The organism is Citrobacter sp. CK195, from assembly GCF_030333365.1.
GTDB lineage: Bacteria > Pseudomonadota > Gammaproteobacteria > Enterobacterales > Enterobacteriaceae > Citrobacter_B > Citrobacter_B koseri.
Genome location: NZ_JAOWGB010000026.1, coordinates 694754 through 721021 on the forward strand (window position 1 = coordinate 694754; position 26268 = coordinate 721021).

Here is a 26268-nt window from a genome sequence, read left to right on the forward strand (position 1 = left end):
GCAACAAGACTCAGCTCAGAAGCTGGAACGCAATCATACCGACAATCGCGCCGACGGTGCCGAGAATGGTTTCCATCATCGTCCAGGTCTTCAGCGTTTGCGCTTCGGTCGCGCCAGTGAATTTACCGAACAGCCAGAAACCGGCGTCGTTTACATGGCTGACCACGATAGAACCGCCCGCGATACAGATAGACAATGCCGCCATCTGCGCGCCGGAGAAGTTCAGTTGTTCCACCACCGGCATCACCAGCCCCACCGCCGTTAAGCACGCGACGGTCGCGGAACCCTGAATGATACGCACCGCTGCCGCCAGCACGAAGCAGGTGATAGCAATCGGCAAGCCCATACCGGTTAACGCTTCGCCCAGCGCCGGGCCAACGCCGGAATCCACCAGAACCTGCTTGAACACGCCGCCTGCGCCAATCACCAACAGAATAATGCCCGCCGGTTGCAGCGCCTGACCGCAGATCGCCATGACTTTATCTTTCGCCATCCCCTGACGCACCGCCAGGCCATAGATTGCCACCAGGCACGCCACCAGAATCGCGGTGAACGGGTGGCCGATAAACTCAAACCATTCGTAAGCGCTGGAACCTTCCGCGACAAAGCGCGCGGCGATCGTTTTCAGCCCTACCAGCACCAGCGGCAGCAGGATCAGCGAGAGGCTGAAGCCAAACGACGGCATTTTACCTTCGCCCAGATGCGGTTCGGTAATGTCGTCCGGGACGTGCAGTTCCACATAGCGGCCAATGAAATTACCAAACAGCGGCCCGGCGATGATCATGCCAGGGATTGCCGCGCACAGACCAATCAGGATCATCCAGCCAAAATCAGCGTGCATTTGAGACGCCAGCAGCATCGGCGCAGGCCCGGGCAGCAGAAACGCCGCAGCCGCCGCCACGCCCGCAAACAGCGGAATGACCAGCTTCACAAGGTTTGTTCCGGTATGGCGCGCCATAGAGAATGCGACGCTGATCAGCAGCACAATGGCGACTTCAAAGAACAGCGGCAGCGCGCAAATCAGCCCCGCCAGACCAATCGCGTAATGCGCGCGGCTGTGGCCGAAAGATTTGAGCATTTTGACGGCAATCTGATCGACTGCGCCCGTCTCATGCAAAATTTTGCCGAACATGGCGCCCAGTGCGACGACAATCGCCAGGAAGCCAAGCGTACCGCCCATCCCTTTTTCCATCGTCGCCGCGATTTTATCGAGCGGCATACCGGAAAAGAGACCTGCGCCAATAGACACCACCATCAAAGCAACGAAGGCGTGCATACGCGCCTTCATCACTAAAAACAGCAGCAGTAAAACAGAACCTACTGCTGTTAAAACAAGCGTTAATGTACTCACTACTTACTGCCTTTGTTAATGACCTCAATGGTGCTTGCCACGACACCTTCCAGCGGCTGATCGATATTCACCACCAGTACATCGCTCTCGTCAGCGCCCGGCTCTTCCAGCGTGTCAAACTGAGTTACCAGCATCTGCGTTTTAAAGAAGTGGCCTTTACGTGCCTTCAGGCGGCTTTCGATAACGTCAAAATCCCCTTTCAGGTAGATGAAAGACAGGTTTGGGTTACCGTCGCGCAGCAGGTCGCGATAGTGTTTTTTCAGTGCGGAACAGACAATCAGCGATACCTTATTGGTTCGCTGCATCGCAAACGCCGCATCGTTCAGCGCCTGTAACCACGGCTTGCGGTCGTCGTCATTCAACGGCTCGCCGGAGGCCATTTTCATGATGTTGCAACGCGGATGGAGAAAATCGCCATCAAGAAACGCGGCATGCAGCTGATGCGCCACTTCGCTGGCGACAGCGGATTTGCCACTGCCTGATACGCCCATCAGAACGTAAATGTGGTGATCATGGTTAGTCGTGCTCAAAGTGGTGCCCCCACAGTACAAGGATCAGGAATTGTTACGGGTAACTGTTATCGGTAACATTGTCCAGCCGGACCAGAATAGAAGCAATATCCATTCGTGGCAGAAGTGAATAAGTGTGAGCTACTTCAAATTTGTTGGACTAAATAGATCCACCCGGTGACAAGGTGAAACCTAAATCTAACATTTTAGGCGTCACCGCTTCACCGCGTATGCGCGCCAGCAGGCGCTCTGCGCCGATACTGCCCATCCGCTCACGCGGCGTAAGTACGCTGGCCAGACGCGGTTCCATCACCTGACCAATGTCGTGGCCGTGGAAACCGGCAATCGCCATATCATCAGGAATTTTGAGCCCTAAACGCTGGCATTCGAACGCCGCCCCGACGGCAAGGTCATCGTTGGTACAGAAAATACCGTCCAGTTGTGGGTATTCACGTCTTGCCTGGCGGATCAGCTCAATCCCGGAAGAGTAAGACGACGATTGCTCCACCATCACGCTGTAGGGCACCAGCCCGGCGTCCAGCATGGCCTGTTCATAGCCCTTCTGTTTGATGATAGTACGTTCGTCGAGGCGCGCCCCCAGATAGGCGATATGACGATGGCCGCGCGCGATAATCGCGGCGGTCATCTGACGCGCGGCTTCAAAGTTGTCAAAACCGACGGCGATATCGAGGCATGGCGATTTGCTGTCCATCAGCTCCACCACCGGAATGCCCGCGACTTCAATCATTTTGAGCGTGCGCGGCGTATGGGTACGTTCAGTGAGGATTAACCCGTCAATGTTCCATGACAGCATCGACTCCAGACGTTCCTGTTCCATTTCCGGCTTATAGCCGTAGTGCGCCAGCATCGTCTGGTAGCCGTGGGCATCGGTGACGGTCTCAATTCCGCGTAACACCTCGGCGAAAACCTGGTTGGTTAACGACGGCAGCAGAACGCCCACCGCACGGCTGGTCGCGTTAGAAAGAATATCGGGAGCACGATTGGGAATGTAACCCAGTTCATCAAGTGCAGCAGCGATCTTGCCCCGCAGCGCGACGGAGACCTGCTCCGGGTTACGCAGAAAACGGCTGACCGTCATTTTGGTCACGCCTACGCGGTCAGCCACATCCTGAAGTACGGGTCTTTTCTTTTTCATCGTCCTGAAAGGCATAAAAGGGATAGATTTCCCCAGTTTACCACGGACGTGCATGAACCTTCGCAGAGAAAACTAAGGTTGTTTTTGTATTGTGAGAAATACACTAAATCATTCGAGTTGCATCAAGGCGGCGACGCAGTGACAAATTCGTCAGGAACGAATTTGAACAACCGAAGGTTGCCTCTGGTGAGGGACAAGGATGTCCCTCATTAAATCCCCGGAAGCGTACATCAAGTACGCGACCAGGGTAAGCCAGGAAGCCAACAAAGATGCGGCTTGAAGGATGACGTGTATTTTTAAACTGGCGGCAGGTCGAACAGTAACACTTCGCTATCGCTGTCGGCATGGATGGAGATCGCCTGCTCATCCCAAATCGCCAGACCGTCGCTGGTAGACGCTTTGGTGCCGTTAATGGTGACGTTACCTTTCACCACCTGAATCCAGATGCGGCGTTCGGCGGAGATCTGGTGTACCGACTGTTCGTCTTTCAGCAGCGCCCAACGGTACAGCTCCATATCCTGATTCACTTTCAGCGAACCGTCGCGCGCATCCGGCGACAGCACCAGCTGTTTGCCCTGTACGGCGTCAAAACGACGCTGCTCGTAACGCGGCGTAATCCCGTTTTCCTGCGGCATGATCCAAATCTGATACAAACGCAGGCGGTCGGTATTGCTCGGGTTGTATTCCGAGTGACGAATGCCCGTCCCGGCGCTCATTATCTGGAACTCACCGGCAGGAACCTGCTCTTTGTTACCCATACTGTCCTGGTGTTCCACTGCGCCTTCCAGCACATAGGTCAGGATTTCCATGTCTTTATGCGGGTGCGTCCCAAAGCCCTGTCCTGCTTCAATAACGTCATCGTTAATCACGCGCAGTGCCGAGAAGCCCATAAAGTTAGGGTCATAGTAGTTTGCAAAAGAGAAAGTATGCCAGGAATCCAGCCAGCCATGATTCGCATGACCACGGTCGTTTGCTTTGCGTAAGTAGATCATTGTATTCACCCCCAGATGTTTTCGATGGAGTAAGTGTGAACCCAATCCAGACGGGATCATAGAGGGTGAAAATTGACTCCTCTGTTCAAAAATTATGAACAAGCCCAGAGGCGTTGATTTTGTTTATTTCGCAAGGGTTACAGTGGCCGGAGACGCCTGTTCAAACGCCCGCTCAAGGATCTCAAGGTTGGTGAGAACGTCAGATTCCTTGACGTAATTCGGCACGCCATGCGTAATGGTCTCGAACAGGGCGTCATAAACGCGGCCATAGTCGCCGACCTCCGGTTTCATCTCTTCTTTCACCGTCACGCCTTCGTCATTAACGTATTCCAGCAGGCCGACAGAATCATCCGCCGCAAACCCCGGTTCGCCGGGCATGATATTGGCCTTCAGGCTGGTTTCCTGCTGGTCGATGCCGTACTTCACAAACGAGCCTCTGGTGCCGTGAACGATAAATTTCGGGTAATCGATCTTCACTAAATGGCTGGTTTTAACGATGGCTTTCAGATCGCCGTAAAACAGCTGCGCTTCGAACGTATCATCCGGGTTGGCTTTATTGCGCAGGCTGCGGATGTCATAGGCCACATGGTCCGGGCGTCCGAACAGCGAAATAATTTGATCCATCGTATGCACGCCGAGGCCGTAAAACGCGCCGTCCTGCGGCAGGCCAGGTTTGGTTTCCGCAACCGGTCGGTAGTAATCAAAGTGGCTTTCAACTTCAACAATCTCGCCCAGTTTGCCGCTCTCAATCGCTTTTTTGGCGGTCAGGAAACAGGAGTCAAAGCGGCGGTTCTGGTACGGCGTGACGGTCAGCCCTTTGCTCCGCGCCAGTTCGAACAACACTTTCGCCTCGGCAAGCGTTGGCGTAAACGGTTTTTCCACCAGCACGTTTTTTCCCGCCTCCAGCGCGCGCCGGGCGTAGTCAAAATGGCTGTCCGCATGGGTACAGACGATCACCAGTTTTACCTGCGGATCGTTCAGCACTTCATCAAGATCGCTGGTGAAGTGAATATGCGAGTAGATCGGCGCCTGCTCCTCCGGCTTCGCGTGACGGCGGAAGATATGCGCAACATGCCAGCTGCCTTTACGGTTAAGAACATACGGCAGATGATAGCGGGTGGTGCTTTTACCAAAGCCAATAAATGCGCAGTGTAAGGTCATGGGAGTGTCCTTTTTGAAAGGTGATTGCATACACCATAGCGCAAACAACATGTGGGAAATAGCGGTGAAACGATCGTAGGCCGGATAAGCATAAGCGCCATCCGGCGTCACAAGAACCATTGCCGGATGACGGCTTTGCCTTATCCGGCCTACAACCTCAAGATCGGTCGTCGGCGTCGCGGTCAGATCGTAGGCCGGATAAGCATAAGCGCCATCCGGCATCACAAGCGCCATTGCCGGATGACGGCTTTGCCTTATCCGGCCTACAAAACTGACCAGCAAACCAGCCCGAAACTGAGCCAAAAAAAAAGCCAGCACCCGGCTGGCTAAAGTAATACTGGAAGCAATGTGAGCAATGTCGTGCTTTCAGGTTCTCCGCAAGGGTCTCCCTGAACGCAGAGCAATAATAATCATTCTCATTCGCACTTGTCCAATACTTTTTGCAAAAAAATGCAGTTGACTCCGTTTTTAAAGTCAATGATGTTTAAAAGGACTTTTAATCTGCTAAGGGTGCAGAGAAGCATGGCTTTGAAATTGAAGGCACCGGCAAGCGTAACGCTACCGGGCAATTTCACCTCAATACCCTACCGTTAAATCATCGACTGAGCGCGGGTCAGACGCACCGTACAGCGAACCATCCGGCCCGACCATGATGCTCTGGGTGCTGCCCATCGCTTCTTTCAGCGCGACTTTTTGCCCACGCTGTTCCAGGAGTTTCAGCGTATCCGGGCTAAAGCCCTTTTCCACGCGCAGCTCATCCGGCAGCCACTGATGATGGAAACGCGGTGCGTTGGTCGCCTCAGCGACATTCATCCCGAAATCAATGCTGTTGACCACCATTTGCAGCACGGTGGTAATAATCCGGCTACCGCCAGGGCTACCTGTCACCAGCCAGGTTTTACCGTCTTTCACCACAATGGTTGGCGACATTGACGACAGCGGACGTTTCTTCGGCCCTACGGCGTTAGCATCGCCGCCCACCAGACCGTAAACGTTTGGTACGCCAGGTTTCGCGGAGAAGTCATCCATCTCATTGTTGAGCAGAATCCCGGTGTTTCCCGCCACAATCCCGGTGCCAAACGTGGTGTTCAGGGTGTAGGTGACGGCCACCGCGTTGCCGTCTTTATCCACCACCGAGAAATGGGTGGTCTGATTGCTTTCATACGGCGCCAGTTTACCGGGGCGAATCTCGCTGGACGGTTTGGCTTTAGTGATATCTATCTGATCGGCAATGGATTTCGCATACGCTTTACTGGTCAGCGCCTGCCATGGCACCTTCACAAAATCCGGGTCGCCGAGATACTCCGACCGATCGGCATAGGCATATTTCTCCGCTTCAGCCATTATCTGCATGGCATCGGCGCTGCCAAACCCGTATTTCTTCATGTCGAAGTTTTCAAGGATATTGAGGATCTGCACGATATGAATGCCGCCGGAGGACGGAGGCGGCATCGAAAAGACCTGATACCCGCGATAGTCGCCGCTAATCGGCGTGCGTTCTACCGCTTTGTAAGCCGCCAGATCCTCTTTGGTGATAAGCCCCCCGTTCTTCTGCATCTCCTGTGCGATCTGGTCGGCTATTGCCCCTTTGTAGAAGGCATCCGGGCCATTCTCAGCAATCATCTCCAGACTTTTCGCCAGGTTTTTCTGCACCAGCTTGTCGCCCTTCTTCAGCGGTTCGCCGTCTTTCCAGAAAATGGCCTTGCTGTTTTCATAATTCGGCAGCACCTCACTACCGTAGGTTTTCAGGTCATCCGCCAGCGCATCGTTGACGACGAATCCCTCATCCGCAAGTTTCATCGCCGGGCGTATCACTTTGTTGAGCGGCAGGGTGCCGTATTTCTCCAGCGCCAGCGAGAATCCGGCCACGGTGCCCGGCGTACCGGTCGCCAGGTGCGACGTCAGCGATTTTTTACTGTCAGGATTGCCCTGATCGTCCAGGAACATATCGCGGGTGGCATTGGCTGGCGCCATTTCGCGGAAGTCGATCGCCGTGGTATTCCCGTCTTTGGTGCGCAGCAGCATAAAACCCCCGCCGCCGAGGTTCCCCGCCTGCGGATGCGTCACCGCCAGCGCATAGCCAACGGCAACCGCCGCATCGACGGCATTTCCCCCTTGCTTAAGGATATCGACGCCAACCTGGGTCGCCATCGCATCCACGGATGCCACCATCCCCTGCTTCGCACGAACAGGGTGGAAAACATCCTCTTCAACGCCGTATGACACCGGAGGTGGCGCAGGCGGCGCGGCAACAACACTAAAACAACTTCCTGAGAGCAGAGCAGCAATGGCTACCCGGCGCAAAAACGTCGGTTTCATCATCGTTATTCTCCAGAGATACGGGGTCAGCCCCCCACTAAGCCTGGTGCATAACTCTGAAATAATCATCGTTGCGGCGGGAAAGGAGTAAACTTAATAGATCCCCCCAGAGGAGGAAAGACGATGAAACGACTCTTAATTTTAGCGGCGCTACTGCCGTTTTCCGGCTTTGCGCAGCCCATCAACACCATGAATAACCCGAATCAGCCGGGGTATCAGATCCCGAGTCAACAGCGGATGCAAACCCAAATGCAGACGCAGCAGACCCAGCAGAAAGGAATGCTTAACCAGCAGTTAAAAACGCAGACCCAGCTTCAGCAACAGCATCTGCAAACGCAGATGAACAATAACGCGCAGCGGGTCCAGCAGGGCCAGGTGCGTGAGCAGGTTTTACCAAACAACAATGGCGGGATGTTAAGCGGTGGAACCCGCCAGAGCAGCGGTCAGCAACATCTGCTGCCCCAGCGACAGAGTGGCGATATGCTCAATAACTCGCCGCAGTAAAATCCGGCCCAATCACATCAATGGCATCGGTACAGATGCAGTCCACGCCCCAGCGCAGCAGTTCCGCCGCGCGCTGGGGTTTGTTGACGGTGTAAACCAGAATGCGCAGTCCCGCCGCCTTGAGCACTTTTACCCGCGCTTCATCAAGCAATTTATGGTTGAGATGAACAGAGACGCAGCCCAGCCGGGTCGTCAGCGCATGCCAGTCGTCACGCCAGTCATCCAGCAGTAAACCGCGCGGTAGCTCTGGCGCCGCCTGTTGCGCCGCTTCCAGCGCATCAATTTCAAACGATGAAAGCAAAGGCGCGGTCATTCCAGACCACAGCTCCCGCGCCGCCAGCGCCACCACTCTCCCCGTCAATGGCCCGGTGCCGGTCGTCGGTTTAATTTCAATATTCGCCATCATGCCGTGCTCGCGGCAGCGTTCCGCTACCTGAGACAACAGCGGCAACGGCTCGCCTTTAAACTTGCCGCTAAACCAGCTCCCGGCATCAACGCGCAGCAGATCCTGCCAGTTGACTTCCCCCGCCACGCCCCAGCCGTTACTGGTGCGCTCCAGGTTGTCGTCATGCAGCAGAAAGATCTCGCCGTCTTTCGACAGCTTCACGTCAAACTCAATCATCGTGTGTCCGCACCGCGCCCCCACGTCAATCGCCGCCAGCGTGTTTTCCGGTGCGAGTTTTCCGCCGCCGCGATGCGCGACGATGTGGGGATAAGGCCAGTTACTCATACTCGTTGTCCTGTTTCGCCATCGAAAAGATGCAGATGATTTTCCGGCAAATGCAGCCATAGCGTGCCGCCTGCCGTCGGACGTTGCTGATGCGCCAGCCGCACGACCATTTTTTGATCGCCCCAGCGTCCGTGCGCCAGGTTATCCGCCCCCAGCATCTCCAGCGTGTCCATCACCAGCGGTACGCCGCCTTCTGCCTGCGAGCTTAGCGCAATATGCTCAGGACGGATACCCAGCGTCATTTTCCGCCCGGCATAGCGGCGATAGTTCCAGTTAACGGGCAGCGCCATCCCGCTCTCCAGCTCAAAATGGGTGCCTGCGGCGCTGATGCGCCCCTCCAGCAGATTCATCGCCGGGCTGCCGATAAAGCTCGCCACAAAGCGGCTGGCGGGCTTCTCATACACCTCTACCGGCGTACCGATTTGCTCCGCTACGCCTTTGTTCATCACCATCACCCGCTGGGCGAGCGTCATCGCTTCGACCTGATCGTGCGTCACGTACAGCGAGGTGGTTTTCAGGCGGCGATGCAGATGTTGTAACTCAAGGCGCATCTGGACGCGCAATTTAGCGTCAAGGTTGGACAGCGGCTCGTCAAACAGGAAGACGGCCGGATCGCGCACAATCGCACGTCCCATTGCCACACGCTGGCGCTGGCCGCCGGAAAGCTCGCGTGGACGGCGTTTGAGCAAACCGTCCAGCTCCAGAATCCGCGCCGCCTCTTTCACCCGTTCGGCAATATGCCCTTTGCCCATGCCGCGAATCTTCAGTCCCCACGCCATGTTCTCCTCTACGCTCATGTGTGGGTAGAGCGCGTAGTTCTGGAACACCATCGCAATGCCCCTGTCTTTCGGCTCCATCTCCGTAACGCGCTGGCGGTCAATCCAGATATCGCCGCTCGTTACCCGCTCAAGCCCGGCCACCATACGCAGCAGCGTCGATTTACCGCAGCCGGACGGCCCAACCATCACAATAAACTCGCCATCCGCCACATCCAGCGTTAACGGCTGTATGACCTGGGTTTTGCCGTCCCAGCTTTTGGTTACTGCCTGTAATTTCAAACCAGCCATAAAATTTCCTACTTCTCACTGTCCACCAGGCCGCGTACAAACGCGCGCTGCATGGCTAAAACGATAACGACGGGGGGAATCAGGGTCAGCAGCATCGCCGCCATCACCTGATTCCACTGAGTGGTGCCTTCCCCGGTGGCGATCATGCCTTTAATCCCCGCAACGGCGGTGCCGAGATCAACGTCGGTAATAATCAGCAACGGCCACAGGTACTGGTTCCAGCCGTAGATGAAGGTGATGACGAACAGCGCCGCGAGATTGGTTTTCGACAGCGGCAGCACAATGTCGCGGAAAAAGCGCATCGGTGAAGCACCGTCGATGCGCGCCGCTTCAATCAGCTCGTCCGGCAGCGTCATAAAGAACTGGCGAAACAGAAAGGTGGCGGTCGCTGAGGCCATCAGCGGCAGGGTCAGACCCGCGTAGCTGTCGAGCATTTTCAGATTGGCGATCACTTCCACCGTCGGGAAAATACGCACCTCAACCGGCAGCATCAGGGTGATAAAGATCATCCAGAAAAACAGATTACGCAGCGGAAAACGAAACCAGACAATGGCAAACGCCGACAGCATAGAAACGGTAATTTTCCCCACCGTAATGCCAAAAGCCATGATGAAACTGTTAAGCATCATCAGCCAGAACGGCGCGCTGTTCACGCCCACGCCGTTAACCCAGATCGTTGCCATGTTTTCCAGCAGATGCGTTCCGGGAATGAGCGTCATCGGCGTATCGAACACCGCGCTGTTGTCCAGCGTCGCCGCCACAAAGGCGACATACAAGGGAAACAGGATCACCACAATCCCCAGAATCAACATAGTGTGGCTGAATATCGTCAGCCCGCGACGGTTCTCAATCATTGGTAACGCACCTTACTTTCCACATAGCGGAACTGGATAACCGTCAGAATGATGACGAGGAACATCAGCACCACCGACTGTGCGGCAGAGGCGGAGAGATCCAGTCCGGCAAAGCCTTCGCGGTAAATCTTATAAATCAGCGTGGTCGTCGCCTGTACCGGTCCGCCTGCGGTAGCGGCGTCGATCACCGGGAAGGTGTCGAAGAAGGCATACACCAGATTGACCACCAGCAGGAAGAAACTCACCGGCGCAATCAGCGGTAGCGAAAGTTTAAAGAAGCGCCGAACCGGACCCGCCCCATCAATCGCTGCCGCTTCCGTCAGCGAGCGGGGAATGGATTGCAACGCGGCAAAAAAGAACAGGAAGTTGTAACTAATCTGCTTCCAGACTGAAGCGAACACCACCAGAAACATGGCCTGGCCGCTGTGTTGCGCATGGTTCCAGTCATAGCCGAACCCGGCAAGAAAATGGGTGATTAGCCCGCGCCCAGGGTTGAACAGGAAGATCCACAGTACGGCGGCCACCGCTGGCGCAACGGCGTAAGGCAGCAGCATCAGCGTTTGATACAGGCGGCTTGCGCGTACCACGTAATCCACCAGCGCGGCGAAAAACAGTGAGACCAACAGGCCGCTTACCGTCACCAGCGCACTGAATTTCATCGTCGTCCAGAAGGAGTCGAGGTAGTAGCTGTCATGGAATAAGGCGACAAAGTTATCCAGACCGACAAACTGGCTGGACAGCCCAAACGGATCGACGCTTTGCAGCGAATACCACAGCGCTTCGCCCGCAGGCCAGATAAAGAAAATGACGGTGATCGCCAGTTGCGGCGCAACCAGCAAATACGGCAGCCAACGCGAGCGAAACACCGGACGGGATGATGACATGAAGATTTGATTCCTGAACAGTGCCGGGTGGCGGCTTCGCCTTACCCGGCCTACGGTCTTGTAGGCCCGGTAAGCGCAGCGCCTCCGGGCATATCATGCGTTACGATTTCGTTGACTGCTCAAAGCGACGCAGCAGCTGATTACCACGCTCAACGGCGGCATCCAGCGCCTGCTGCGGGGATTTCTTCCCGGTCCACACGCTTTCCAGCTCCTCATCCACAATGGTGCGGATCTGCGGCATGTTGCCCAGACGCAGACCTTTGGTGAACGGCAACGGCGGCTTGTTCAGCATCTGGCGCGTGGCAATATCCGCGCCGGGGTTCTTATCATAGAATCCCTGCTCGCGGGTCAGGTCGTAAGCCGCTTTGGTGATCGGCAGATAGCCGGTTTTCTGATGCCATTCAGCGGCATTTTCCGGCTTCGCCAGGAAGTCGAGGAATTTCGCCACGCCGGTGTAGGTCTCTTTGTCTTTACCCTGCATCACCCACAGGCTCGCCCCGCCGATAATGGCGTTTTGCGGCGCATCTTTGGCATCCGCGTCATAAGGCATCATGCCTACGCCGTAATTAAATTTGGCATAGTGGCGGATATCCGCCAGAGAACCGGAAGAGGCGGTGGTGATGGCGCAATCGCCGTTGTAGAACTTCTCAGTGGATTCGTCTTTACGCCCGAAGTAGCTGAAATCACCCTTCTTGTTCAGTTCTTCCAGCAGCGCGATATGTTTCACCTGCTCCGGCTTGTTAAATTCCAGCACCGCGTCAGTACCGTCAAAGCCGTTATTTTGGGTGGCGACCGGCAGACCATGCCAGGCGCTGAAGTTTTCAATCTGAATCCAGCCCTGCCAGCCGCTGGCGTAGCCGCACTTCATTCCCGCCGCCTTCAGCTTCGCGGTGTACTCCGCCAGATCCTGCCAGGTTTTCGGCGGCTGCTCTGGATCTAAACCGGCTTTTTTGAAAGCGTCTTTGTTGTAGTACAGCACCGGCGTGGAGCTGTTAAACGGCTGGGACAACAGATGTCCGCTTTTGGAATCGGTGTAGTAACCGGACACCGTCGGTACAAACTGCGACTCATCGAAACTGATGCCCGCGTCGCTGAACACTTCATAGACCGGTTTAATCGCTTTCGACGCCATCATAGTCGCAGTGCCGACTTCATAAACCTGCAACAGCGCCGGAGCGTTACCGGTACGAAACGCGGCGATACCCGCGCTCAGGCTCTGTTCATAGTTGCCCTTATACACCGGCACAATCTTGTAATCAGGATTGGCCGCATTGAAACGTTGCGCCAGAGAATCAACCTCTTTCCCCAGCTCGCCTTCCATAGAATGCCAGAATGGAATGGTGGTAACGGCCATGGCGTTTCCCACGAATGCCAGGCTTAACGCCAGTCCTAACGCTGTATGTCGTAACGATGTCATTCGCTTATCTCTCTTGTTGTGCCGGATGCGCGATATCACGCGTTTTATGCTCGCGAGGTAACATGACATGCGCGAATGACAGAAAAATAACTTTTTAGTTACAAATAAATGACAGCCAAACGTCAGCAGGATGATAAGAAGATGATGGAATGGTGAAGATAATATGGAAGAAACAAAAAGCCGGGTGGCGGCTTCGCCTTACCCGGCCTACAGGATCGAGTAGGCCCGGTAAGCGTAGCGCCACCGGGCACACAGACGGTTTAACCTCCGAGGTATGCGCTGCGCACCGCTTCGTTGGCCAGCAACGCATCGCCGGTATCTTCCAGCACCACATGACCGTTTTCCAGCACATAGCCGCGATCCGCCAGCTTCAGCGCCTGATTCGCGTTCTGCTCGACGAGGAAGATGGTCATTCCCTGCTCGCGCAGCTGTTCGATGGTATCGAAAATCTGCTGGATAATGATCGGCGCCAGACCCAGGGACGGCTCATCCAACAGCAGCAAACGCGGCTGGCTCATCAATGCACGACCAATCGCCAGCATCTGCTGTTCACCGCCGGACATGGTGCCCGCACGCTGGATACGACGCTCATGCAAACGCGGGAACAGCGCGTAAACCCACTTAATGCGCTCCTGAAACTGGTCGCGCTCGGCGAAAAAACCGCCCATCGCCAGGTTCTCTTCTACCGTCATACGGGAAAAGACGCGACGCCCTTCCGGGACAATCGCCACCGCTTCACGCATGATTTTCGCCGTCTGCCAGTCGGTAATGTCTTTACCATCAAACACAATCCGACCACTGGTGGCGCGCGGATCGCCGCATAACGTGCCGAGCAGCGTGGTTTTACCCGCGCCGTTGGCGCCAATCAGGGTGACGATTTCTCCCTGACGAATATGCAGACTCACCTCGTGCAGCGCCTGGATTTTGCCGTAGTGGGCACTGACTTTGTCAAAGGACAACATGACTTTTTCCATCTTATGCGTCACCACCATTATGCTTCACCTAAATAGGCGCGGATCACGTCCGGGTTGTTGCGAACTTCTTCCGGCGTCCCGTTCGCCAGCGGCGTTCCCTGGTTCACCACGTAAATGCGATCGGAAATCCCCATCACCAGCTTCATATCATGCTCAATCAGCAGAATGGTGGTGTTGTGATGATTACGCAGCTCCGCAATTAATTCGTCCAGCTCTTTGGTCTCTTTCGGGTTCAGGCCCGCCGCCGGTTCATCCAGCATCAGGATCTCCGGCTGCGTCACCATGCAGCGGGCGATCTCCAGACGACGCTGGTCGCCGTAGGCCAGGTTGCTGGCCTGGCGGTTGGCGTGCTCCAGCAGGCCGATACGCTCCAGCCAGGTGGCGGCGCGATCGAGCGCTTCACTCTGCGCCCGACGGAACGCCGGAGTCTTCAACAGGCCCGAAAAGACGCCGGTTTTCAACTGCTGATGTTGCGCCACCAGCAGGTTTTCAATCACCGTCATCTCACGGAACAGGCGGACGTGCTGGAAGGTACGCACCACGCCCATACGGGCAATCTGCTGACCCGGCAGCCCTTCCAGATGCTGATCGCGCAGCATAATGGTGCCGCCGGTCGGTTTATAGAAACCGGTCAGGCAGTTAAAGACCGTGGTTTTCCCGGCGCCGTTTGGCCCGATCAATGAGACGATTTCGCGTGGATGCAACTCCAGTTCAACGTTGTTTACCGCCAGCAGACCGCCAAAGCGCATCATCAGGCCGTTAACGGATAATAATGGCTGACTCATGCCTGCTCTCCTTTCGCTTCCCCGTTTTTCAGTTTCAACTGCGGACGGGTCATCGGCAGCAAGCCCTGCGGACGCCAGATCATCATCAGTACCATCAAACCACCGAGCATCAACATGCTGTATTCGTTGAAGTCACGCATCAGCTCGCGCGATACCACCAGCAGAATAGCGGCGAGAATAACCGCAAACTGCGAACCCATGCCGCCAAGCACCACAATCGCCAGTACAAAAGCGGATTCGGCAAAGGTGAACGACTCCGGGCTGACAAAGCCCTGGCGCGCGGCGAACAGCGTTCCGGCGAACCCCGCAAACGCGGCGCTGATGGTAAACGCCGTCAGCTTGATGCGCGTCGGGCTTAAGCCTAATGAACGGCAGGCAATTTCATCTTCACGCAGCGCTTCCCATGCCCGCCCCAGCGGCATACGCAGCAGACGGTTGATCACAAACAGCGAGAAGACGACCAGCAGCAACGCCACCAGGTAAAGCCAAATCACGCGGTCGGATGGATCGTATTTCACGCCGAAGAAGTTGCTGAAGGTATCCCAACCGCCTTCACGGGCGGTACGGCTGAACTCCAGACCAAAGAATGTCGGTTTCGGGATCTGGCTGATACCGTTCGGCCCGCCGGTCACTTCAGTGTTATTGAGCAGCAGGATGCGCACAATCTCGCCAAAGCCTAAGGTCACAATCGCCAGGTAGTCGCCGCGCAGGCGCAATACCGGGAAGCCGAGCAGGAATCCCGCCGCCGCTGCAACCAGCCCCGCCAGCGGCAGGCAGGTCCAGAACCCCAGACCGTAATAGTGGTTCAGCAACGCGAAGGTATACGCGCCAATGGCGTAGAAACCGCCGTAGCCCAGCACCAGCAGACCAGACAACCCCACCACCACGTTCAGCCCAAGACCGAGGATGATATAAATCATGGTCAGCGTGGCGATATCAACGGTGCCGCGCGACACCATAAACGGCCACACAACGGCGATGACCAGCAGCGCAATCAGGAACAGCTTCTGCTTCACGGTTGAGCCATCAATCGCTGGCAGAACAAATTTAGGCCCGGAAATGCCCTTCAGGCTTTTCTGGAAAATCGGTCGCAGCAACTGGAAGAAAAAGACCACGGCAGTACCGATAAACACCCACTGCCAGCGAATATCCGCAGCAGTCCCCACCACCAGTTTGGTGCCATCGAGTTCCAGTTGAACGCCCATAAAGACGCCCGCCAGTACGAAGAACATGGCGGCAGAGAGCAGCGCCATCGCAAAATGCATCGGTTTCATACTTTCTCTACCTCCGGGCGGCCCAGGATACCGGTCGGCATGACCAGCAGCACCAGAATCAGCAGCGCAAACGACACCACATCTTTATATTCGGTACTCAGGTACGCAGAGGAGAGCGCTTCGGCGACGCCCAGAATCAGGCCGCCAATCATCGCGCCAGGAATGCTGCCGATGCCGCCAAGCACCGCGGCGGTGAAGGCCTTCATCCCGGCCATAAAGCCAATATACGGGTTGATAACGCCATAGAACTGACCGAGCAGCACGCCCGCCACCGCCGCCATCGCCGCGCCAATCACAAAGGTCAGCGCAATCACGCGGTCGGTATTAATGCCCAGCAGACTCGCCATTTTCAGGTCTTCCGCACAGGCGCGGCAGGCGCGTCCCATACGGGAGTAACGGATGAACAGCGTCAGCGCCAGCATCGCCAGGAAAGTGACAATCCAGATGACCAACTGCATGGTGGTAATGCTGGCGGCGAAGTTCTCACTGCTGCCGATAATCCACTGGCCGTTAAACAAACTGGGGAGCGCCACGTCACGCGAACCTTCGGTAAGACTGACGTAGTTTTGCAGGAAAATAGACATCCCGATCGCGGAGATGAGCGCAATCAGTCGCTTGGAACTGCGCACTGGCCGATAGGCCACCCGTTCAATACTCCAGCCATAGGCGCTGGCGATAATGATAGCCCCGACGAACCCGGCGGCGACCAGCAGCCAGCTGGTATCAATGCCCATCATCATCAGCGCGGCGATGATCATGAAAGAGACATAGCTGCCGATCATATAGACCTCGCCGTGGGCGAAGTTGATCATGCCGATAATGCCGTAAACCATCGTATAGCCGATAGCGATCAGCGCATAGGTGCTTCCCAGCGTGACGCCGTTAAACATCTGCTGCAAGAAATAGAGAAACTGCTCGGACATAAGGTAACCTTTCTCAACCCGCCCGTTTTGCGCGGGCGGAGGGATAACTTGTCTTCAGGCGTTATTTGGCAACGGTCGATGAGCCGTCGGCATGCCACTGGAAGACACCAAACTCAAATCCCTTCAGATCGCCTTTTTCATCCCAGTTCAGCGGCCCAATCACGGTATCAGCCCCGTGTGCTTTCAGAGCTTTCACCAGATCGAGCGGCGCTTTGCTGCCGGTACGATCCATTGCGGTTGCCAGCGACTGCACCGCAGCGTAGGTGATCCACACGTAAGGGCCGGTAGGATCTTTTTTGTCGGCTTTAAGGGCATCGACAATGCCTTTGTTCGCTGGGTCCTGGTCATAGCGTTTTGGCATCGTCACCAGCATGCCTTCTGCCGCCGCGCCAGCAATGTTGGACAGTGAGGCATTGCCCACGCCCTCTGGCCCCATAAACTGGGTTTTCAGGCCGATAGCTCGCGCCTGGCGCAGCATCTGGCCCATTTCCGGGTAGTAACCGCCGTAATAAACGAAGTCGATATTCTCTTTTTGCAGGCGGGCAATCAGCGCGGAAAAGTCTTTCTCGCCAGCGGTAATCCCGTCAAAGAACACGATATTGGCGTTGCCCGCTTTCAGGCTGTCCTGTACGGAACGCGCCAGACCTTCGCCGTACTGCTGCTTATCATGAATAATGGCGATACGCTGCGGCTTCACTTTCTCAAGAATGTATTTCGCCGCCGTTGGCCCCTGGGAGGAGTCCAGGCCCGCCGTACGCATGATGTGTTCGTAGCCGCGCTGCGTCAGTTCCGGGTTTGTGGCGCCCGGGGAGATCATCAGGATGCCTTCATCTTCATAGATATCAGACGCGGGCTGTGTGGAAGAGGAGCACAGGTGGCCGATAACGTACTGAATGCCGTCGTTGACGATTTTGTTCGCCACCGCGACAGCCTGTTTCGGGTCACAGGCGTCGTCATACTCAACGCCCACCAGCTTATCGCCTTTGATGCCGCCTTTGGCGTTGATGTCTTTAATGGCCTGACGCGCGCCGTTAAATTCCATATCGCCCCACTGCGCTACCGGGCCGGACATCGCCCCGACAACGGCGACTTTAATATCGTCCGCCATTGCCGTATGCGACATCGCCAGTGCAACCACTCCTGCGATGATCGTTTTCGCATTCCGTTTCATTTACTGAATCCCCATTCGTGACGTTATTACACTTCATCCTTCAGGCTGCCCCGGTGTTGGCTACGTGCGTTCACCCCAGTCACTAACTTATGTAAGCACCTGGGGATTCACGCTCTTGCCGCCTTGATGCACCTTGAATGATTTTGTGTATATATTTTGTATTTATGTGGTTAAAAAGCAGACTGTGCTTTTTTTGAACTATGCTATTTTTACCTGTTGCATTAATGGTTTAGCACAGATTTTTATGCAAAATCAGAGCAAATACTCTATTTTTCAGTCGATTAAGAAAAGATAATATTCTGATTTCAGCTATAGATAAACAAAAAAAAGCGCACTTGTCAGCATAAAATAACGGTACAAAGAGCGGAATAAAACACTGCCTCCCAGGGGATTATCCTGCCTGTTTTTCATTCTCTGATGTTTCAAACTGTACTTATCGTTGCCAAAAAACTAATCGCCTGGTAAATGAAATAAAAAAGAGAAAGTGTCGGAACACATTATTTCGGTACACTGGTTCTCTCTTTGGTGATTTGGACATGCTGTCGATGAAGCTGACCATCGTTCGTTTAGAAAACTTTAGCGCCCAGGATCTCATCGATCTGGGTAAAATCTGGCCGGAATACTCCGCCTCGTCTTTAAGCGTAGATGATACTCACCGGATCTACGCAGCGCGTTTCAACGAGCGTCTGTTGGGCGCTGTGCGGGTAACGCTAAGCGGTACGCAAGGCGCGCTGGATTCATTGCGGGTTCGCGAGATCACGCGTCGTCGCGGCGTGGGGCAGTATCTGGTGGAAGAGGTGATCCGCAATAATCCGGGCGTTTCAGCCTGGTGGATGGCAGATGTCGGCGTCGAAGAGCGAGGCGTAATGGCGGCGTTTATGCAGGCATTAGGGTTTACGGCGCAGGCGGACGGCTGGGAAAAACGGTAATAAAAAAGCCGGATGGCGCTGACGCTTATCCGGCCTACGTGTTTTGCAACTCTCACGCAATTTTCCAGGGGGTAAGGCGAAGCCGCCACCCGGCACTCAATTACCTGGCGTCGGTTGCCGTACCGTCGGCATGCCAGGTAAAGACGCCGAACTCAAAGCCTTTCAGATCGCCCTTCTCATCCCAGGACAACGGCCCCATAACGGTTTCCACGGTATTCGCTTTCAGGTATTTGGCGATTTCAGCCGGATCGTCGGACTGATTCAGACCTGCCTGCAATGACTGCAACGCCGCGTAGGTGGTCCACACAAACGCGCCGCTTGGGTCCTGTTTCTTCGCTTTGATCGCGTCTACGATCGGTTTGTTCGCCGGAACCTGATCGTAGTTCTTCGGCTTGGTGACCAGCATCCCCTCGGCAGACTCACCGGCAATGTTAGACAGCGACACGTTCGCTACCCCTTCCGGCCCCATAAACTTCGTTTTCAGGCCAGCAGCGCGAGCCTGGCGCAGGATCTGCCCCATCTCAGGGTGATAGCCGCCATAGTACACAAAGTCGATGTTCTCTTTCTTCAGGCGCGCCACCAGGGTGGAGAAATCTTTCTCGCCGGCGGTAATCCCGTCGAAGAACACCACGTTGGCGTTGCCTTTTTTCAGGCCATCCTGCACCGCGCGCGCCAGGCCTTCACCGTACTGCTGCTTATCGTGAATAATGGCGATGCGCTGCGGCTTCACGCTTTCCAGAATATATTTCGCCGCCGTCGGCCCCTGATCGGAGTCCAGACCGGTGGTGCGCAGGATCAGCTGATAACCGCGCGCGGTCAGTTCCGGTGCGGTCGCAGCCGGAGTAATCATCAGAATGCCTTCGTCTTCATAGATATCGGACGCAGGCTGCGTGGATGAGGAGCACAGGTGGCCGATAACATATTTAATGCCGTCATTGACCACTTTGTTGGCTACGGCTACCGCTTGTTTCGGGTCGCAGGCATCATCATATTTCACGGCAACCAGCTTATCGCCCTTGATGCCGCCTTTCGCGTTGATATCGGCAATCGCCTGCTCCGCGCCGGTAAATTCCTGATCGCCGTACTGCGCTACCGGGCCGGACATCGCGCCGACCACGGCCACTTTGATATCCTTAGCAAACGCCATATTGCTCAAAGACAGGGCGATACATCCTGCCAATAACGCTTTACCCTTCATATTCATCCTGAGAATCCCCATTATTGTGGTTATTACGTATGTTGTGATGTTGTTGTTCAGCACTTTATTTCAATTAATGGTAAGCCACCCGTGCTTTAGCAGCATACTCTGCTAAAACATACCCGATTTTTATGATTTTGGAATAGCTAATTTGACAGTCAGATAACAAGTTGATGACAAAACGGGGCGCCGCCGCAACGGGCGGCGTCGGTTTATCGTGTCAGCGAACGCGTAATGATCTCCAGCGCTTTACGGAACTGCGCATCGGGGATCGTCAGCGGATAGAGGAAGCGGATCACGTTGCCATAAACACCGCAACTGAGCAGCAGCAGACCCTCCTGCAATGCGCGATCCTGCACCTGCCGGGTAAATTCCGGGGACGGCTGGCCGGTTTGCGGATCGGTAAACTCTACCGCCACCATCGAGCCCTGCGCGCGGATCTCGGCAATGGACGTGCAGGCGGCTTTCGCTTTGTTCAACACCTCAACCAGATGCTGACCAAGCTGCGTGGCGCGAGTGCAGAGATCGTCTTCTTCAATCACATCAAGCACCGCATGCGCGGCGGCCACCGCCAGCGGGTTTCCGGCGTAGGTGCCGCCAAGACCGCCCGGCGCAGGCGCATCCATCACCTCGGCGCGACCGGATACCGCCGACAGCGGCATACCGCCGGCCAGACTTTTGGCCATCGTGATGAGATCCGGCTGAACGCCGTGGTGCTCCATCGCAAACAGTTTGCCTGTACGGGCAAAACCGGTCTGCACTTCATCGGCGATCAGCAAGATGCCGTGGGTATCGCATAACGTACGCAGCGCCTGCATGAAATCCGTTGGCGCGACGTTAAAGCCCCCTTCCCCCTGCACCGGTTCCAGGATAATGGCCGCCACCTGGTCCGGCGCAATATCGGCTTTAAAAATCCGTTCGAGACTGTTCAGCGCATCCGCCGTGGTAACGCCATGCAAAGGATTCGGATATTGCGCGTGATAGACCGATCCCGGGAACGGCCCAAAGCCAGTTTTGTAGGGCGCGACCTTACCGGTGAGCGCCATCGTCATAAAGGTTCGCCCGTGAAACGCGCCGCCAAAGGTAATCAGCCCCGGTCGTCGGGTACAGGCGCGCGCAATTTTCACCGCGTTTTCGACCGCCTCCGCGCCGGTGGAGAAGAAAGCCGTTTTCGCCGGGCCGTTGACCGGCACGCGCTCGTTAATACGCTCGGCAAGCGTAACGTAGCTTGCATAAGGCACGATTTGATACGCGGTATGGGTAAATGACTGGAGCTGTTTTTCAATTGCCGCGATGACTTTTGGATGACGGTGCCCGGTGTTCAACACGGCAATTCCGGCGGCGAAATCAATCACCTCATTGCCTTCAATATCCCACAGCGTGGCGTTTTCCGCTCTGTCGGCATAGAAACCGCACATCACCCCAATGCCGCGCGGCGTCGCCTGCAACCGTCTTTCATTCAGTTCGTTATTTTTCACCTTCTCCCCCTAAGATGCGCACAACCCATCGGTAAGTGTTTGCCAGGGGGGAAGAATTCGCCAGAGCGGGGGAGAAAAAAAGCGTTATCCCCGTAGCCCGATAAGCGAAGCGCCATCGGGCATTTATGTTTGCCTGTTTGCCGGATGGCGGCGGTGCCTTATCCGGCCTGTAAAACAAAAAACCCCGGATTCTCATCCAGGGTTTTTCGGGCTCTTCGCGGAAATTACGCTTCGATAGCGGCGCGCAGTTTCTTCATCGCGTTCTTTTCAAGCTGACGTACACGTTCAGCAGAAACGCCATAGCGGTCGGCCAGCTCCTGTAGCGTGGACTTATTGTCTTCGTCCAGCCAACGGGCGCGAATGATGTCCTGGCTACGCTCGTCCAGACCTTCCATTGCGTGGGTCAGTTTGTTTGCCGCCTGATCTTCCCAGTTATCCTCTTCAATGCCGTCGGCAAAGTTAGAGGTTTTATCCTGCAAATACAGCACTGGCGCCATCGGCTGGCTGTCAGACTCGTCGTCCGAAGACATGTCAAACGTCATGTCCTGCGCCGCCATACGGGATTCCATCTCGCGGACGTCTTTGCTGGTTACGCCCAGTTCGCGCGCCACCATTTCCACTTCATCCTGATTAAACCAGCCCAGACGCTGCTTGGTTTTACGCAGGTTAAAGAACAACTTACGCTGTGCTTTGGTGGTTGCGACTTTAACGATACGCCAGTTACGCAATACGTATTCGTGGATCTCCGCTTTGATCCAGTGCACGGCGAAAGAAACCAGGCGCACACCCACTTCCGGGTTAAAACGGCGCACGGCTTTCATCAGGCCGATGTTACCTTCCTGAATCAGATCCGCCTGCGGCAGGCCATAGCCCGCATAGTTACGAGCAACATGAACAACAAAGCGCAGGTGAGACAGAATCAGCGTCTTAGCTGCTTCCAGATCGCCCTGGTAATGCAGCTTTTCAGCCAGTGCCCGTTCTTCGTCAGCCGATAACATCGGCCACGCGTTTGCAGCCCGGATGTAAGATTCCAGGTTACCAACAGGGGCTAAAGCTAAATTTTGCATTTCTTTGGTCATTCAAATCCTCTCAATTTATATCGTCTGGCACTGCAAATGAGCAACAAACGTGCCAGCGTTTATGAGCAACGAGAATAGCACTCACTCTTTTATCAGACAGTGATTTTATCCACAAGTTCAATGCAACGTTGTGAATAAATTACGCACAAAATGTGACACCGCTATGAAAAAACACTGTGGGCAGGGGGATGAGATGTTTTGATGCTCTTTCCCTGCGAACGGGAACTCATTGCAGGGAAAGAGTATACCACGCTTTTATTAATCGGGAGTAAAGTGACGTAAATGTTGCACAGTGGCAAGCCACGCCGCAACCCAGCCGATCATCGAGCACACCAGCAGCAACAACAGGCACTCATCGAACGATAAGCCATTGATATCAAACTTCGTGCCGAAAACCTGCGCCACTTCCGTCACCGCTGACGACAAGCGCATCACCAAAATTTCTGACAAAATCAGTGAAAGAAATGCCCCTGAAAAACCGAGCAGCGCGCCGCCGTACAGGAACGGTCGCAGGATAAATCCATCCGTCGCGCCAATCAGTTTCTGCACGTTGATGGTGTCACGGCGGGCGAAAATGCTCAGGCGCACGCTGTTGCCGATGACGAGGAACACCGCCGCCACCATCAGCACGCCGATCATCGCGGAAACGCGCCCTACCAGCCCGGTCAGCGCCGCCAGACGGGCAAACCAGCTGTCATCCATACGCACTTCATCAATGCCGTTAATCTGCGAGATGCGATCGCGTAGCGTGTTCAGCGACTCCGTTCCCTGGAAATCCAGTTTCGGGATCACCACAGCCACTGCCGGAAGCGGATTCTCTTCCAGCATGTCCAGCGCGCCGCCAAAGCCGGACCAGTTGCGGAACTCGCCCAATGCATCGTCGCGGGAGAGATAGTTAACCTTCTCCACCCCCTGCTCGGCCTGGAGCTGTGCGACCACCCCGGCGGCCGCGTCGTCATCCAGCGTCTTTTGCAGATAAACGGTGATCTGCGGAGACGGATAGTACTGAGTCGCCGCCTGGTTGACGTTCTTATAGACCATGTAGCAGACGCTTGGCAGCGTCAGAGAGATGGCAATCACCATCACCGTCAGAAACGTCGCCAGCGGCTTGCTTTTCAGATCCTGTAACGCACCCTGGAACGCATAGCGCACCTGCTCGTTAAAGACGTTGGTTTTACGCGAGTTCGGCTTTGGCGAGGGTTTTGCGCGTCTCGGCGCATTGCGGCCGCCGTCGCCGGACGAACCACCAGATTTACGAAAACGGTCCAGTCTGCCGCCAAACTGCCTGATTTGGTTGATAGCGTCACGCTTATTCACTGACCAGGCCTCCATGCAAATGACCTTCGCTCAGGGTGAGCATACGGTACGAACGACGGGAGATAAGCCCGATGTCGTGCGTCGCCATCAATACCGTCACCCCAACGCGGTTAAACTCTTCAAACAGACGTAAAATCCCTTCCGATAAGGCATCATCCAGGTTCCCGGTCGGTTCATCCGCCAGCAGCACCGCAGGCTTGTTCACCACCGCACGGGCAATCCCCACGCGCTGCTGCTCACCGCCAGAGAGTTGAATGGGAAAATTCCTCGCTTTGTCCAGCAGCCCGACTTTATCCAGCGCCGCCGACACACGACGACGGATGTCGTCCCCGCTGGCGCCAGCGATAATCAACGGGATCGCCACGTTGTCATAGACCGTACGATCCATCAGCAGGTGGTGATCCTGGAAAATCATTCCGATCTGACGACGCAGAAACGGCACTTCACGGTTTTTCAGGCGCGTAATGTCATGCCCGCTGAAGAAGATTTTCCCGGCGCTCGGCCGTTCAATCCCACAGATAAGCTTCAGCAGGGTACTTTTCCCCGCGCCTGAGTGGCCGGTCAGAAACGCCATCTCGCCTGGCTGCATGTGGAATGTGACTCCTTGCAGCGCTTGTCTCCCACCGAGATAGGCCTTGCTGACATGTTCAAAGCGAATCATTGTTAATCCTCTCGGGCAAAAAGTGCCTCTATAAAATCGTCCGCCTTAAACGGACGTAAATCCTCGATACGTTCGCCCACACCAATATAGCGGATAGGAATGCCAAACTGATCGGCAACCGAGAAGATAACCCCACCCTTCGCCGTGCCATCCAGCTTGGTCAGGGTGATACCGGTCAGGCCAACCGCTTCATGGAACAGTTTGGCCTGGCTTATCGCATTCTGCCCGGTGCTGGCGTCGATGGTCAGCATCACTTCATGCGGCGCATCTTCGTCGAGTTTCTTCATCACGCGAACGATTTTTTTCAGTTCTTCCATCAGGTGCGCTTTGTTCTGCAAGCGACCCGCGGTATCGGCAATCAGCACATCCACATTACGCGCTTTCGCCGCCTGGATGGCGTCAAAGATAACGGAAGCGGAATCCGCGCCGGTATGCTGGGCGATAACCGGAATGTTGTTACGCTGGCCCCAGACCTGCAACTGCTCTACCGCCGCCGCACGGAAGGTATCCCCCGCCGCCAGCATCACGGATTTGCCCTGCTGCTCGAACTGACGCGCCAGCTTACCGATCGTGGTGGTTTTCCCCACGCCGTTAACGCCAACCATCAGAATAACAAATGGCGTTTTGCCTTCAATATTAAGCGGTTCGTCAACTTTTGCGAGGATATCGCCCATCTCGTCTTTCAGCAGGCCATACAGCGCTTCGGCGTCATGCAGCTGTTTGCGGCTGGCGCCCTCTGTCAGGTTAGCGATGATCTTGCGAGTGGTTTCCACGCCCACATCGGCAATCAGTAACTGCTCTTCCAGTTCTTCAAACAGATCATCGTCGATTTTCTTACCACGGAACAGACTGATAAATCCTGAACCGAGATTTTCTTTTGTTTTCAGAAGACTACGTTTCAGGCGCGCAAAGAAACCCTCTTTTGTCGGCTTCTCTTGCTCCTGAATCACCTCCTCAACCGGCGTCTCTTCTTCCGCCGCCGGCACGACAACCACCGCGTCTTCCGCCGCTTCCACCACCAGCGCCTGCGCTTCCCGTTCTTCGTCGGTCAGTTGCGGTTCGTTTTGCGCCTCTTCTTCTACCGCCTCCACGATCTCTACCGTTTCCGCTTCGGCCTGCCACTCTTCAGGCGACGTCTCTTCGACGTTCACCTCTTCCGGCAGCGGCAGTTCTTCATGTTCCACCACCGCCTGCGGCTCAACGATGTCTTCTTCAACCACGGGGTCAACAACAGGCTCTACGACAGGCTCTGGCTCAACCGGCTGCGGTTTTTCGCTTTCCTGAACCTGTTCGGTGACGTTCACCACGGCTTCGGCGAAAGCGTCGGTTTCCGCCTTGCCGTGGGCGTGCGTTTCCGCGTCGGCCTCTGCCGCCGTCTCAACCGGCGTTTCTGGCGCTAACAGTTCTTCAACACGCTGTTGTTCTTCGGTTTTTTGTTCCTGTTCCTGCTCTTTTTCACCAAAGCCCAGCCAGGAAAAGAAGCCACGTTTTTTCTGTTTTGCCATCTGCGACTGTACTCCTCGCGGTTAATATCT

At 55.4% G+C, this 26268-nt stretch carries 24 protein-coding genes; 2 read left to right on the forward strand and 22 right to left on the reverse strand.

Going from position 1 to position 26268, the window contains the following annotated elements; genetic code table 11:
* Window positions 1–10 precede the first annotated feature (10 nt).
* The 6 genes from gntU to ggt form a co-directional block, all read right to left on the reverse strand.
* Window positions 11–1351, reverse strand: a complete 1341-nt coding sequence (gene gntU, locus OGX93_RS20690) for a gluconate transporter (RefSeq protein WP_047460635.1) — start codon at window positions 1349–1351, stop codon at window positions 11–13.
* A complete protein-coding gene (gene gntK, locus OGX93_RS20695) occupies window positions 1351–1881 on the reverse strand; it encodes a gluconokinase (protein WP_024131019.1) in 531 nt (176 codons plus the stop codon). The genes gntU and gntK overlap by 1 nt, the downstream gene beginning before the upstream one ends.
* Window positions 1882–2020: 139 nt before the next feature.
* Complete coding sequence (gntR, locus tag OGX93_RS20700; RefSeq protein ID WP_024131020.1) at window positions 2021–3016, reverse strand: gluconate operon transcriptional repressor GntR; 996 nt, start codon at window positions 3014–3016, stop codon at window positions 2021–2023.
* A 296-nt stretch (window positions 3017–3312) separates the two neighbouring features.
* A complete protein-coding gene (gene yhhW, locus OGX93_RS20705) occupies window positions 3313–4008 on the reverse strand; it encodes a quercetin 2,3-dioxygenase (RefSeq protein WP_012135544.1) in 696 nt (231 codons plus the stop codon).
* A gap of 123 nt (window positions 4009–4131) precedes the next feature.
* Window positions 4132–5169: an oxidoreductase gene (locus tag OGX93_RS20710; protein WP_049012101.1), complete on the reverse strand. Its 1038-nt coding sequence runs from the start codon at window positions 5167–5169 to the stop codon at window positions 4132–4134.
* A gap of 576 nt (window positions 5170–5745) precedes the next feature.
* The gene (gene ggt / locus OGX93_RS20715; RefSeq protein WP_286448931.1) at window positions 5746–7491 is read right to left on the reverse strand and encodes a gamma-glutamyltransferase; all 1746 of its coding nucleotides are present in this window, start codon (window positions 7489–7491) and stop codon (window positions 5746–5748) included.
* Window positions 7492–7611: 120 nt separating this feature from the next.
* On the opposite strand from ggt, the gene OGX93_RS20720 reads away from it, so the two are divergent.
* Window positions 7612–7992, forward strand: a complete 381-nt coding sequence (locus OGX93_RS20720) for a DUF2756 family protein (protein WP_012135554.1) — start codon at window positions 7612–7614, stop codon at window positions 7990–7992.
* Here the strand turns inward: OGX93_RS20720 and ugpQ are convergent.
* The 10 genes from ugpQ to livK all read right to left on the reverse strand — a co-directional run bounded on the left by ugpQ (window position 7973) and on the right by livK (window position 18071).
* Window positions 7973–8722, reverse strand: a complete 750-nt coding sequence (ugpQ, locus tag OGX93_RS20725) for a glycerophosphodiester phosphodiesterase (RefSeq protein ID WP_115608745.1) — start codon at window positions 8720–8722, stop codon at window positions 7973–7975. The two genes, OGX93_RS20720 and ugpQ, sit on opposite strands and share 20 nt — an antisense overlap.
* The gene (locus OGX93_RS20730; RefSeq protein ID WP_012135556.1) at window positions 8719–9789 is read right to left on the reverse strand and encodes a sn-glycerol-3-phosphate import ATP-binding protein UgpC; all 1071 of its coding nucleotides are present in this window, start codon (window positions 9787–9789) and stop codon (window positions 8719–8721) included. The genes ugpQ and OGX93_RS20730 overlap by 4 nt, the downstream gene beginning before the upstream one ends.
* An 8-nt stretch (window positions 9790–9797) precedes the next feature.
* Window positions 9798–10643, reverse strand: a complete 846-nt coding sequence (gene ugpE / locus OGX93_RS20735) for a sn-glycerol-3-phosphate ABC transporter permease UgpE (protein ID WP_047460601.1) — start codon at window positions 10641–10643, stop codon at window positions 9798–9800.
* Window positions 10640–11527 carry a sn-glycerol-3-phosphate ABC transporter permease UgpA gene (gene ugpA / locus OGX93_RS20740; protein WP_024131024.1) on the reverse strand — a complete coding sequence of 296 codons (888 nt, stop codon included), beginning with the start codon at window positions 11525–11527 and terminating at the stop codon, window positions 10640–10642. The genes ugpE and ugpA overlap by 4 nt, the downstream gene beginning before the upstream one ends.
* A 100-nt stretch (window positions 11528–11627) precedes the next feature.
* A complete protein-coding gene (ugpB, locus tag OGX93_RS20745) occupies window positions 11628–12944 on the reverse strand; it encodes a sn-glycerol-3-phosphate ABC transporter substrate-binding protein UgpB (RefSeq protein WP_024131025.1) in 1317 nt (438 codons plus the stop codon).
* A gap of 260 nt (window positions 12945–13204) precedes the next feature.
* Window positions 13205–13918, reverse strand: coding sequence for a high-affinity branched-chain amino acid ABC transporter ATP-binding protein LivF (gene livF / locus OGX93_RS20750; protein WP_047463875.1), 714 nt, complete (start codon window positions 13916–13918; stop codon window positions 13205–13207).
* Between the two features lie 17 nt (window positions 13919–13935).
* Window positions 13936–14703: a high-affinity branched-chain amino acid ABC transporter ATP-binding protein LivG gene (livG, locus tag OGX93_RS20755; RefSeq protein WP_047460588.1), complete on the reverse strand. Its 768-nt coding sequence runs from the start codon at window positions 14701–14703 to the stop codon at window positions 13936–13938.
* Complete coding sequence (gene livM / locus OGX93_RS20760; RefSeq protein ID WP_012135563.1) at window positions 14700–15977, reverse strand: branched chain amino acid ABC transporter permease LivM; 1278 nt, start codon at window positions 15975–15977, stop codon at window positions 14700–14702. Before livM ends, livG begins: the two co-directional genes overlap by 4 nt.
* Window positions 15974–16900: a high-affinity branched-chain amino acid ABC transporter permease LivH gene (livH, locus tag OGX93_RS20765; RefSeq protein ID WP_012135564.1), complete on the reverse strand. Its 927-nt coding sequence runs from the start codon at window positions 16898–16900 to the stop codon at window positions 15974–15976. The genes livM and livH overlap by 4 nt, the downstream gene beginning before the upstream one ends.
* A 61-nt stretch (window positions 16901–16961) precedes the next feature.
* Complete coding sequence (gene livK, locus OGX93_RS20770; protein WP_286448930.1) at window positions 16962–18071, reverse strand: high-affinity branched-chain amino acid ABC transporter substrate-binding protein LivK; 1110 nt, start codon at window positions 18069–18071, stop codon at window positions 16962–16964.
* A gap of 545 nt (window positions 18072–18616) precedes the next feature.
* Here livK and panM point away from each other — a divergent pair.
* Entirely contained in the window at window positions 18617–19000 is a 384-nt protein-coding gene (panM, locus tag OGX93_RS20775) for an aspartate 1-decarboxylase autocleavage activator PanM (protein WP_024131029.1), read from the forward strand.
* Between the two features lie 100 nt (window positions 19001–19100).
* Here panM and livJ read toward each other — a convergent pair whose 3' ends face one another.
* From livJ to ftsY, 6 genes are all read right to left on the reverse strand, one after another.
* Window positions 19101–20204, reverse strand: coding sequence for a branched chain amino acid ABC transporter substrate-binding protein LivJ (gene livJ, locus OGX93_RS20780; protein ID WP_024131030.1), 1104 nt, complete (start codon window positions 20202–20204; stop codon window positions 19101–19103).
* Window positions 20205–20410: 206 nt separating this feature from the next.
* Window positions 20411–21676: a 4-aminobutyrate--2-oxoglutarate transaminase gene (locus OGX93_RS20785; protein WP_286448929.1), complete on the reverse strand. Its 1266-nt coding sequence runs from the start codon at window positions 21674–21676 to the stop codon at window positions 20411–20413.
* A gap of 224 nt (window positions 21677–21900) precedes the next feature.
* Window positions 21901–22755 carry an RNA polymerase sigma factor RpoH gene (gene rpoH / locus OGX93_RS20790; protein ID WP_012135571.1) on the reverse strand — a complete coding sequence of 285 codons (855 nt, stop codon included), beginning with the start codon at window positions 22753–22755 and terminating at the stop codon, window positions 21901–21903.
* Between the two features lie 258 nt (window positions 22756–23013).
* A complete protein-coding gene (gene ftsX / locus OGX93_RS20795; RefSeq protein ID WP_024131031.1) occupies window positions 23014–24072 on the reverse strand; it encodes a permease-like cell division protein FtsX in 1059 nt (352 codons plus the stop codon).
* Window positions 24065–24733, reverse strand: a complete 669-nt coding sequence (gene ftsE, locus OGX93_RS20800; RefSeq protein WP_012135575.1) for a cell division ATP-binding protein FtsE — start codon at window positions 24731–24733, stop codon at window positions 24065–24067. Before ftsE ends, ftsX begins: the two co-directional genes overlap by 8 nt.
* A 2-nt stretch (window positions 24734–24735) precedes the next feature.
* Window positions 24736–26238, reverse strand: a complete 1503-nt coding sequence (gene ftsY, locus OGX93_RS20805; protein WP_104868087.1) for a signal recognition particle-docking protein FtsY — start codon at window positions 26236–26238, stop codon at window positions 24736–24738.
* Window positions 26239–26268: the final 30 nt, after the last annotated feature.

Excerpts from the sequence above, each read along its gene's own strand:
- panM (WP_024131029.1), top strand. The coding sequence starts at position 18,617 with ATGAAGCTGACCATCGTTCGTTTAGAAAACTTTAGCGCCCAGGATCTC.
- OGX93_RS20720 (WP_012135554.1), top strand. The coding sequence starts at position 7,612 with ATGAAACGACTCTTAATTTTAGCGGCGCTACTGCCGTTTTCCGGCTTT.
- gntR (WP_024131020.1), bottom strand. The coding sequence starts at position 3,016 with ATGAAAAAGAAAAGACCCGTACTTCAGGATGTGGCTGACCGCGTAGGC.
- ftsE (WP_012135575.1), bottom strand. The coding sequence starts at position 24,733 with ATGATTCGCTTTGAACATGTCAGCAAGGCCTATCTCGGTGGGAGACAA.
- livF (WP_047463875.1), bottom strand. The coding sequence starts at position 13,918 with ATGGAAAAAGTCATGTTGTCCTTTGACAAAGTCAGTGCCCACTACGGC.
- ugpA (WP_024131024.1), bottom strand. The coding sequence starts at position 11,527 with ATGTCATCATCCCGTCCGGTGTTTCGCTCGCGTTGGCTGCCGTATTTG.
- OGX93_RS20710 (WP_049012101.1), bottom strand. The coding sequence starts at position 5,169 with ATGACCTTACACTGCGCATTTATTGGCTTTGGTAAAAGCACCACCCGC.
- OGX93_RS20730 (WP_012135556.1), bottom strand. The coding sequence starts at position 9,789 with ATGGCTGGTTTGAAATTACAGGCAGTAACCAAAAGCTGGGACGGCAAA.
- livG (WP_047460588.1), bottom strand. The coding sequence starts at position 14,703 with ATGAGTCAGCCATTATTATCCGTTAACGGCCTGATGATGCGCTTTGGC.
- ugpB (WP_024131025.1), bottom strand. The coding sequence starts at position 12,944 with ATGACATCGTTACGACATACAGCGTTAGGACTGGCGTTAAGCCTGGCA.
- rpoH (WP_012135571.1), bottom strand. The coding sequence starts at position 22,755 with ATGACCAAAGAAATGCAAAATTTAGCTTTAGCCCCTGTTGGTAACCTG.
- yhhW (WP_012135544.1), bottom strand. The coding sequence starts at position 4,008 with ATGATCTACTTACGCAAAGCAAACGACCGTGGTCATGCGAATCATGGC.
- livH (WP_012135564.1), bottom strand. The coding sequence starts at position 16,900 with ATGTCCGAGCAGTTTCTCTATTTCTTGCAGCAGATGTTTAACGGCGTC.
- livM (WP_012135563.1), bottom strand. The coding sequence starts at position 15,977 with ATGAAACCGATGCATTTTGCGATGGCGCTGCTCTCTGCCGCCATGTTC.
- ggt (WP_286448931.1), bottom strand. The coding sequence starts at position 7,491 with ATGATGAAACCGACGTTTTTGCGCCGGGTAGCCATTGCTGCTCTGCTC.
- ftsY (WP_104868087.1), bottom strand. The coding sequence starts at position 26,238 with ATGGCAAAACAGAAAAAACGTGGCTTCTTTTCCTGGCTGGGCTTTGGT.
- ugpE (WP_047460601.1), bottom strand. The coding sequence starts at position 10,643 with ATGATTGAGAACCGTCGCGGGCTGACGATATTCAGCCACACTATGTTG.
- ugpQ (WP_115608745.1), bottom strand. The coding sequence starts at position 8,722 with ATGAGTAACTGGCCTTATCCCCACATCGTCGCGCATCGCGGCGGCGGA.
- livK (WP_286448930.1), bottom strand. The coding sequence starts at position 18,071 with ATGAAACGGAATGCGAAAACGATCATCGCAGGAGTGGTTGCACTGGCG.
- livJ (WP_024131030.1), bottom strand. The coding sequence starts at position 20,204 with ATGAATATGAAGGGTAAAGCGTTATTGGCAGGATGTATCGCCCTGTCT.